Raw genomic sequence first — 3,211 nt, 5'->3', positions numbered from 1 at the left:
GACGAGACCTTCTTGGTCACCGTCACCGATGAGTTTGGTGCATTCAGCACTCAAATTGTCACCGTGACTGTCACCGGCACCAACGATATTCCGGTACTCACTATAGATACCTCTGGTGAAGTCACCGAAGATCTAAACGTCGTCAATCAACTAATCAGTGATACAGGAATATTAAGTTTCACTGACGTTGATACTGGCGATACTGCGAGTGTGACTTCTCTTTACAATAATGATATTCAATGGAGTGGCGGTGTTCTCAGTGACGTATTAACCCAAGACCAGATCAATCAGTTGATTGCAGGTTTCAGCACCGACCAAGATAGTTGGGACTTTAGTATTTCAAATGAATTGATTCAGTTTTTAGGGATTACTGAATCCATTACACTCAGTTTTAATGTAACGGCTACCGATTTAAATGGTGCATATGACACTGAAATAGTCACCATTACGATCAATGGCGTAAATGATGCTATTGAAGGAGAGTTTGCTAAAGAGATCTGGGTTCCCGCCGCTGTCAGTGAGATTACTGACCCTTATCTAAGCGGTTATCCACTACTTGTGACTAAACCTACTGATATAGATATAAACGATACAATAACAATTACTAACTTAGCGTTAGTGCTACTTACACCAAACTTAGACCCGAGCGTTGAGTTAGGTAGTGTTTACTATATGATCGATGGTCAAAACACCCTCACTTTAATTGATTTTGATAACCCGCCAGAGCTTAGTGCAGCTGAATTAGAAACATTAATCTACGTTCCTGGAGATAACGGAGAAGTAGATTATCAAATTGACTTGTCACTCACTTTTACAGTGAACTCAGGTAGTGACTCTATTGATGCTGAATTCATCATCCACTCCGTACCTACAAACAGCTTGGCAGATCAAACAGTACAAATTGGTAATGGTTCAAGTCCACTTACCTCTGGTAATGATCAAGATGCTGACTTAGTTATTAGTGAGCTATTTGCCAACGCGATGAACTCAGATCCAGCAAGTGGTTCATTGCAGCTATTTACTGATTTTCAACAGGCGCCATTTGCTTTCCCAGTACCAGTCTCAGAGCAGGGTGGTAATGCAGGTAACGCTAGAGAAAATGAGGTATCGGTTAGATTAACAATTGGTAGCGCAGTCTTTGAAGTGATCCCTGAGAATGATGCTGATGGGGTTATTACTTGGAGCTTCGATGCTGATTCAGGCCTAATGAAAGCCGAAATTGATTACAGCGCAATCTTTTTACTTGATGGCAATGGTGACCCAACAACAACATCGTTAGCTGATTATCTTATGGCTAACCCATTATCGGCCAATGATATATGGAGAATAACTTATCTCGATGACAATGGTGGTAACTTCCAAGCCCGATTTGTTGAAGCTGTCTTTACCCATGATCAAATTGCTGATGATTCCATCACGGTCGTGGGAACTGACAATATCAATAATCTGATATTTGGTAGTACCAATTCTGACTCGCTTACAGGGGCCAATTTAGACGATCGTATTTTCGGCCGCGAAGGCATTGATATCTTAAAAGGTCTTGCTGGTAATGACGAACTCATTGGGGGCTCTGGCAATGACGATATTGAAGGTGGTGAAGGCAATGATATTCTCATCGGCGGCACAGGCAGTGACACCTTAGTAGGAGGGATAGGTAGAGATTATCTCTCTGGGGGCCAAGGTAGTGATACCTTGGACGGTGGTGCACTCAATGGCGTTGATGATGGTGAGCGAGATTTCTTCGTTTGGGAACTCGATAGTGCTGATGGTAGCATTGATAACGTTTACAACTTCAACAACGAAATCGATGTACTCGACCTAAGCGGATTATTAGTTGGAGAGGAAAGCGGAAACTTAGAAGATTTCTTCTCCTTTGATTTTACCGGTGGCAATACCACCATCATTATTGATGCCGACGGAATAGCAGGTGGAGACGGAGTGACTATCATCTTAGATGGTATCAATCTATCGAGTATTTATGGCAGTTCCGACGAATCTGTAATTATTGCAGGACTCATCGCTGATGAGGCTCTAATTGTCGATCCGAACGATACTTTCATCCCTCCATATGAACAAATCGACCAAGGAAATATCATTCCTTAATATTCAGTCAAAAGTTTTAATTAGTCAGTTCGGTTCATCCGTTATCTAACAAGGCCACTATATCTAGTGGCCTTTTTCTGTTCTTGCACTACTAACCCTTTCGAATAATACTCAATCACAATCAATTTACACAACATAAAGCGTCAAAAAATTGACCAATAACGATTGCTTCTATAACATTCGTTAATCAGGGGTAGTTTTTTTGAAACATTTAAGCTGTAAAAAAGTGTAGTTAATACTGTTTACAGTTGGGAGCAAGACAATGAAGTCGATTATAACAACACAGGCTGGTCATATTCAAAACCTTACAGGCACAGTAACTGCCACCGTAAATGGTACAGAAAAACAAGTGGCGGTAGGTGAATTGATCCCTGAAGGTACTCTCTTATCTGTGCCTGAAGATAGCTTTGTTGAAATTCAGTTTGACGATGGCAGCCTTATATCATCAAATACTGAAACGACTAATTCCCTATCAGCTAGCCCTGCTGAAGAAAATGTTTCAAGTGATACTGCTTTAGATGAGATTGCAGAAATTCAAGCCCTTATCGCATCTGGCGAAGACCCAACTGAGGGGCCTGATACAGCAGCAGGTAATAGTAATGGAGGTAATGGAGGAAGTTCAGGTTTCCTCTCAGTCTCAAGAAGTGCAAACGAAACCATTGCAGCGTCAGGTTTTACCACTGCTGGCGCTGACCAGGCTCAGTTTACAGAAACAAGAGATATCGATCTTAGTGTTGATAATATCCCCTCTATATTAGTCAACGATAGTAATTCAATTACTGAAGATGGTATCGCTACCGGAAACGTCCTCGATAATGATGCAGATGGTGATGACGCTCTTACCGTCGTGAGTTTTGAAGTCGATGGCCAAACGGTTACCGCTGGCAGTACGGTAGCACTTGAAGGCGGCTCTCTCGTTATCAATGCAGATGGCTCTTACACCTTCACTCCAAATGATAACTGGAATGGCAGCGTTCCTGTCATTACATACACCACCAATACAGGCTCAACAGCAACACTGACCCTTGAAGTCACGCCTGTTGATGACGCTAGTCTATTAGCCAACGACAGCCAAACTATCGACGAAGATGGCATTGCCACTGGCAAT

General features: G+C 42.2%; 2 protein-coding genes. Both read left to right on the top strand.

Annotation, left to right across the window (positions count from 1 at the left end; genetic code table 11):
* A partial coding sequence (locus CXF86_RS19840) for a type I secretion C-terminal target domain-containing protein (protein WP_145992401.1) occupies nucleotides 1-2,103 on the top strand: 2,103 nt, incomplete at its 5' end.
* A gap of 262 nt (nucleotides 2,104-2,365) precedes the next feature.
* On the top strand, nucleotides 2,366-3,211 hold an 846-nt coding region (locus CXF86_RS19835), incomplete at its 3' end, for a retention module-containing protein (RefSeq protein WP_145992400.1).

It is taken from the genome of Shewanella sp. GutCb, assembly GCF_002836135.1.
Lineage (GTDB): Bacteria > Pseudomonadota > Gammaproteobacteria > Enterobacterales > Shewanellaceae > Shewanella.
Note: the sequence above shows the minus strand (reverse complement) of the source record. Positions and strands in the feature narration are given on the sequence as shown.